We start from the raw sequence: 6,437 nt of genomic DNA, 5'->3' as shown, positions 1-6,437 counted from the left end.
TCGCGCGGACGAGCCCGAGCAGTACACGGATGGTCGTGGATTTACCGGCCCCGTTGGGGCCGAGGAAGCCGTGCACCTCACCGGTCGGCACGTGCAGGTCCAGTCCGTCGAGCGCGCGGACCGACCCGAACGTCTTCACCAGCCCGTCCACGGAGATTGCTTCGGTCATGACGTGGCCTCCAGATAGGTGTCCAAAGCCTGGGAGTCGGTGAACAACCCGTCGGTGTAGAGCTCGAGCGCAGGAAGGGTGATCTCGTCGCCGAGCGCGCTCAGGGCCTCGCGGAAGTCGACGTCGGGGCCGGCCATCTGCACGTACAACAGCAGTCCACCGACGTTCTGTCGCGTCAGAAATCGGGCGCGTGCCGCGGGGTCTCGGCTGGGGGTGAAACGACCCTCGCGGACCCCGTCGTCGATATAGCGGACGGCGTCGTCGACCATGTGCTCGAACAACTCTCGCGCCAACGTGCCGCCCGCGGAGAAGCTCCGCACGATGTAGGCGACGAGCGGCGCGTACTCGTCCATGCGAGCCAGTTGCTCCATCATTCCGGTGGGTGCCGCCGACGCCGCCTTCGACTCTCGGATCACTCGCAGGACATGCTCGTCGCACGCCCTTCGCAGCCCGTCCTTGGACCCGAAGTGGTGATTGAGCAGCCCGGGAGAGACGCCCGCCGCTGTGGCGATGGACCGCACGCCTGCGGTGAAGCCTTGCGAGCCGAAGACGCCGATCGCGGTGTCGCGAATCCGAGCCCTGGTGGTGAGATCCTCCGATGCTGTACGCATGTACAGCACATTAAACACCCGTTCAAACAAGCGCAAGAGTGTAAAGATGGACGCATGACTTCAGTAGTGAACTCGGGCATCGATCTCAGCTACCAGGACGAGAACACACGCGCGCAGGACGACCTGTTCGTGCACGTCAACGGCAAATGGCTCGAGGAGTACGCCATCCCGGCCGACCGTGCCGTCGACGGCGCATTCCGTACCTTGTACGACCGTGCCGAGGTCGACGTCCAGACCATCATCGAAGAGTCGGCCGACGCGAACCCGCCCGCGGGCAGCGACGCGCAGAAGATCGGCGACCTGTTCTCGAGCTTCATGGACGCCGATCGCGCAGAGCAACTCGGCGTCACGCCGATCGCCGACGAACTCACTGCCATCTCCGACGCCACCGACCTCGTCACCCTCGCAGGCGTTCTCGGCTCCCTGCAGCGCACGGGCGTCGGCGGCGCCATCGGCCACTACGTCGACACCGACGCCAAGCAGTCCGATCGCTACCTCGTGCACTTCAGCCAGTCCGGAATCGGCCTGCCGGACGAGTCGTACTACCGCCAGGACGAGTACGCCGAGATCCGCTCGAGCTACGTCGAGCACATCTCGAAGATGTTCGCACTCAGCGGCATCGAGTACGACGCGCAGACGGTGTTCGACCTCGAGCAGAAGATCGCCGCAGGCCACTGGGACGTCGTCGCCAGGCGTGACGCCGAGAAGAGCTACAACCTCGTCGACTACGATACGTTGGTTCAGAACGGTTCCGGATTCAACTGGGCCGCATGGATTTCCGGCCTCGGCGCAACCACCGAGCAGTTCGCCGAGATCGTGGTTCGGCAGCCTCCGTTCCTGAGCACCTTCGTCTCGCTGTGGAATTCCGAGGACATCGAAGCGTGGAAGGCGTGGCTGGCCTGGCGCGTCGTGCATTCACGGGCACCGTTCTTGACGAGCGCCATCGTCGACGAGAACTTCGCGTTCTACGGAACGACGCTGACCGGAACGGAGGAGAACCGCGAGCGCTGGAAGCGCGGCGTCTCCCTGGTTCAGGATGTGCTCGGCGAGGCCGTCGGCAAGCTCTACGTCGAACGCCACTTCCCGGCCGACTCCAAGGCTCGGATGAAGGTGCTGGTCGACAATCTCACCGAGGCCTACCGCCGCAACATCTCCGAGCTCGAATGGATGAGCCCGGAGACGCGCGAGAAGGCGTTGGACAAGCTGGGCAAGTTCACCCCCAAGATCGGCTACCCCGATCGTTGGCGCGACTACTCCGGCGTCGAGATCGTCGCCGACGACCTGCTCGGAAACTACCGCCGCGGTTACACCGCGGATTATCAGCGCGACCTCGACAAGCTCGGTGGACCCGTCGACCGTGACGAGTGGTTCATGACGCCGCAGACCGTCAACGCGTACTACAACCCCGGCATGAACGAGATCGTCTTTCCTGCAGCCATTCTGCAGCCACCGTTCTTCGACCCCGAGGCCGACGACGCCGCCAACTACGGCGGAATCGGAGCCGTCATCGGCCACGAGATCGGTCATGGTTTCGACGATCAGGGTGCCAAGTACGACGGTGACGGGAACATGGTCGACTGGTGGACCGACAACGACCGCACCGAATTCGGCAAGCGCACCACAGCACTGATCGAGCAGTACAACGAGTTCGAGCCCAAAGCACTGCCCGGCCACAAGGTCAACGGGGAGTTCACCATCGGCGAGAACATCGGCGACCTGGGTGGTCTGTCCATCGCCGTCGCCGCCTACGAGATCTCGCTCGAAGGCAAGGAAGCCCCGGTGCTCGACGGCCTGAGCGGACTGCAACGCGTGTTCTTCGGGTGGTCACAGGTGTGGCGCACCAAGGCCCGCGACGCCGAGGCGATCCGTCGACTCGCCGTCGATCCGCACTCACCGCCGGAGTTCCGCTGCAACGGCGTCGTGCGAAATCTCGACAGTTTTCACGAAGCATTCGACGTACAGCCCGGAGATGCGCTGTACTTGGAGCCGGGGAAGCGCGTCAGGATCTGGTAGTTCCGAGTAGGGCAATGGGGAGGGAATTTCGGATGAGGGAATACGCACGCTGGCTTGCCGCTCACGGGGTCATCAGGTTCGGGGCCAAACGAGCAGCGGCCGCGGGTGATCCGCAGGCGATGCTGGTAGCCGATCCGGCGACGCGGGCCAATCCGACGCCGGTCTACGAGAAGCTCCGCGCCACCGCGCCGCTGGTGAAGACTCGGATCTCGAACATCACCGTGCACCACCGGGTGGCGTTCGATCTGCTGCGATCGGACGACTTCCGCGTCACTCAGCTGGGTGCAACCCTCCCCGGTCCGTTGCGGTGGATCGAGGAACACACCAGATCCGGCGCACTGCACCCGATTCTGCCGCCGTCACTGCTCTCGGTGGAGCCACCCGACCACACCAGGTACCGCAAGCTGGTGTCCTCGGTCTTCACCGCCCGCGCGGTGAAGAAGATGCGCGATCAGGTGCAGGAAACTGCCGATGCTCTGCTCGACGAGCTGTCCGACGGCTCTCCGGTCGTCGACATCGTCGATCGCTATTGCGCGCGGCTGCCGGTCGCGGTCATCGGGCGCATCCTCGGCGTTCCCGAGGAGGACAATCAACGAGTCCTCGAGTTCGGCGAGATGGCCGCACCCAGTCTCGACATCGGATTGTCGTGGTCTCAGTTCAAGCAGGTCGAGCGTGCTGATCGGTTTCGACGCCTGGCTCTCGCAACACATTGCCGGATTGCGCCGCAACCCCGGTGACGATCTGATGAGCCAGCTGATCGCTGCGGAGGACGAGGGCATCGGCCTCAACGACGAGGAGCTCAGGGCCACTGCAGGTCTGGTGTTGGCTGCAGGGTTCGAGACGACGGTCAATCTGCTCGGCAGCGGCATCCAACTTCTGCTGGATCATCCCGACCAACTGGCTGTGCTGCAACAGGATCCGTCGCACTGGCCCACCGCTGTCGACGAGATGCTGCGGATGGAGTCTCCCGTACAGCTCACGGCCCGCATGGCCAAGCGCGACGTGGAGGTCGAGGGGGTGACGGTACACGAGGGCAAGCTCGTCGTGCTGGTACTGGCCGGTGCCAATCGGGATCCGCTGGTGTTCGAGGACCCCAATCGCTTCGACGTGACCCGCGCCAATGCCGGTAAGCACCTGTCGTTCTCGGGAGGGCGTCACTACTGCCTCGGTGCTGCACTCGCCAAGGCCGAATCGGAAGTGGGCCTCAAGACCCTGTTCGATCGGTTCCCTCACCTGCGGACGGCAGGCGAGGGAACCCGACGCAACACCCGAGTCCTACACGGGTGGGCCACTCTCCCGGTGGATCTCGGCCAGCCTGCTACGACAACCGCAGGCCGGTAGCGGAGTCGAAGAAGAACAGCTCGTCCAGCTTGGGAACCAGTCGAATGGTTTCGGCCAATGCGATGGACAACTTGCGGTCGACACGGACCGAGATTCGTCCGGACGCAGTCGTCCACCCACCGTCGGTGCTGGGCGCGGAGGCGTAGACGAACGACTCCGCACCCAGTTCCTCGATCAGCTCGACGGTCAGTTGCAGGCCGGTACTGTCGCCCACCAGATCCCACGACTCCGGGCGGATACCGACAACGACGCGCTCGCCCGCCGAGGACGGGACGGGGATGCGCAACTCACCGAGTACGGCCGCGCCGTCGCGCACGGGGGCGTCGACCAGATTCATGCCGGGTGACCCGATGAATCCGGCGACGAACGTGTTGACGGGATTGTCGTACAACTCCCGCGGAGCGGCGATCTGCTGCAATTTGCCGTCCAACAGAACCGCGACGCGATCACCCATGGTCATTGCCTCGACTTGATCATGCGTGACGTACACCGTCGTGGTGCCCAATCGTCGTTGCAGACCGGCGATCTGGGCTCTGGTCGACACCCGCAACTTGGCGTCGAGGTTGGACAATGGCTCGTCCATGCAGAACACCTTGGGCTGACGCACGATGGCGCGCCCCATGGCCACTCGCTGACGCTGCCCGCCGGAGAGCTTGCCGGGCTTGCGTCCCAGCAGTGGCTCGAGCTCGAGCATCTTCGCCGCATCGAGTACTCGGGCTGCGCTGTCGGACTTGCTCATTCCGGCATTGCGCAGCGCGAAGCCCATGTTGTCGCCGACGGTCATGTTGGGGTACAGCGCGTAGTTCTGGAACACCATCGCGACGTCCCTGGCCCGCGGAGCCAGCGAGGTGACGTCCACTCCGCCGATGTCGATGTGACCGCTTTCGACGGACTCGAGACCGGCGAGCATCCGCAGACTCGTCGACTTCCCACAGCCCGAAGGTCCGACGAGAACGATGAATTCACCGTCCGCGATGTCGAGTTCGAGGTTGTCGACGGCGAGCGAATCGGCACCCGGGTACCGGTGCGAGACACCGGCGTAGTGAACGGCGGCCATTACTGCGGCAGCTTCGGGGTGATCTGGCGGTCGATGATCTGCTGCAGCTGATCCGAGACGGATGCGAATGTCGTTGCGACATCGGCGTTCTGCAGCGCGATCTGCTCGAGTCCAGTACCGATAATCTTGTCGCCGCCGGGAACGAACACGCGGGCGTAGTCCTGCGAGCGGGTCAGCGCCAGTTGGTCCACGGCCGTCTTCGCGTTGGGGTTCGCCTCGAGGAATGCGATCTCCGACGGGTCCTGCTGCGCAGACTTGCGAACCGGCATGTAGCCGGTGTTCTGCGAGAAGTAGGCGGTGTTGGCGCCGTTGGTGACGAAGTCGATGAATTTGAGCGCGTTCACCTTTCGCTCGTCCGAGATCTTCGCTGGGATGGCCAGGCCCGCACCACCGGTGGGGCAGCCGGGGGTGCCTTCGGTGGCCGGCAGGAAGGCAGTACCGAACTCGAACGCGGCACCGGCCTTGATGGTGGACAGGTCGCCGGTGGAGGCGATGGTGGACGCGAGGATGCCCGCGGCGAAGTCGTTGGCGATGTCGTTGGACACCGCGGCGTACTTCTTCGTGTGAATCATGTCCTGCAGGAACTTGCCTGCCGCAATGGTATTGGGGTCGTCGAACTTGAGCTCGAACTGATCGGAGTACGATCCGCCGAACGTCCAGATCGGTCCCTCGAACGTCCACCCGAGGTAGTCGACGGCGTTGCCCCAACCGTGAGCGAGCTTGCCGTTTCCGACGACGGCCTGGATGCGCGGACCCCATTCGTCGAATTCCTGCCAGGTGGCCGGTCCGCGATCGGGCAGGCCGGCCTGCTGCCAGACGGCCTTGTTGTAGTAGAACAGCGGCGTCGAGCGCGCGTAGGGCAATGCCCAGTGGCTGCCGTTCCAGTTGTAGTCGGCCAGCAGTGAATCCACGTAGTCGGACTGGTCGACGCCCGCTGCGGAGAAGTGCTTGTCCAGCGGCTCGATCGCACCGGTGAGCGCGTAGTTGAACCACCAGACGTCCGAGAGCACGACGACGTCGGGCACATCGTTGCCGGAGAGCGCAGCGTTGAACTTCTGCGACACCTCCTCGTAGTTCTTGCCACCGTCGATGAGGTTGACCGTCAGGCCGGGGTTCTCGGCCTGGAAGCGTGAGATCAGTTCCTGCTCGAACTCCTGGGACTTGCCCGGGTGGTTCGACCAGAAATTGATGGTGTTCGCATCGCCTTCGACGGCCTCGCCGCCCGACCCGCCCGATCCGGGGCCGC

At 64.3% G+C, this 6,437-nt stretch carries 5 protein-coding genes and 1 pseudogene; 2 read left to right on the top strand and 4 right to left on the bottom strand.

Annotated elements, in window-relative coordinates; translation table 11 throughout:
• Positions 1–169, bottom strand: a 169-nt coding sequence (locus tag RHBS_RS22540; protein ID WP_128646464.1) for an ATP-binding cassette domain-containing protein, incomplete at its 3' end; no start/stop codon positions are given.
• A complete protein-coding gene (locus RHBS_RS22535; protein ID WP_121872772.1) occupies positions 166–780 on the bottom strand; it encodes a TetR/AcrR family transcriptional regulator in 615 nt (204 codons plus the stop codon). The genes RHBS_RS22540 and RHBS_RS22535, both read right to left, overlap by 4 nt.
• A gap of 54 nt (positions 781–834) precedes the next feature.
• Between RHBS_RS22535 and RHBS_RS22530 the strand changes: the two genes are divergently transcribed.
• Entirely contained in the window at positions 835–2,793 is a 1,959-nt protein-coding gene (locus tag RHBS_RS22530) for a M13 family metallopeptidase (protein ID WP_121871364.1), read from the top strand.
• A gap of 32 nt (positions 2,794–2,825) precedes the next feature.
• Positions 2,826–4,134 (top strand): annotated as a pseudogene (locus RHBS_RS22525) (cytochrome P450).
• Here RHBS_RS22525 and RHBS_RS22520 read toward each other — a convergent pair.
• Both RHBS_RS22520 and RHBS_RS22515 read right to left on the bottom strand, forming a co-directional pair.
• Positions 4,112–5,191 (bottom strand): ABC transporter ATP-binding protein, encoded by a 1,080-nt coding sequence (locus tag RHBS_RS22520; RefSeq protein WP_121871366.1) that lies wholly within the window; start codon positions 5,189–5,191, stop codon positions 4,112–4,114. The pseudogene RHBS_RS22525 and the gene RHBS_RS22520 sit on opposite strands and share 23 nt — an antisense overlap.
• Positions 5,191–6,437: ABC transporter substrate-binding protein (locus RHBS_RS22515; RefSeq protein ID WP_145977571.1), on the bottom strand; the 1,247-nt coding region annotated here is incomplete at its 5' end. The genes RHBS_RS22515 and RHBS_RS22520, both read right to left, overlap by 1 nt.

Source organism: Rhodococcus sp. BS-15 (assembly GCF_000813105.1).
Lineage (GTDB): Bacteria > Actinomycetota > Actinomycetes > Mycobacteriales > Mycobacteriaceae > Rhodococcoides.
This window is presented reverse-complemented; position numbering and strand designations above follow the sequence as displayed.

Excerpts from the sequence above, each read along its gene's own strand:
- RHBS_RS22535 (WP_121872772.1), bottom strand. The coding sequence starts at position 780 with ATGCGTACAGCATCGGAGGATCTCACCACCAGGGCTCGGATTCGCGAC.
- RHBS_RS22530 (WP_121871364.1), top strand. The coding sequence starts at position 835 with ATGACTTCAGTAGTGAACTCGGGCATCGATCTCAGCTACCAGGACGAG.
- RHBS_RS22520 (WP_121871366.1), bottom strand. The coding sequence starts at position 5,191 with ATGGCCGCCGTTCACTACGCCGGTGTCTCGCACCGGTACCCGGGTGCC.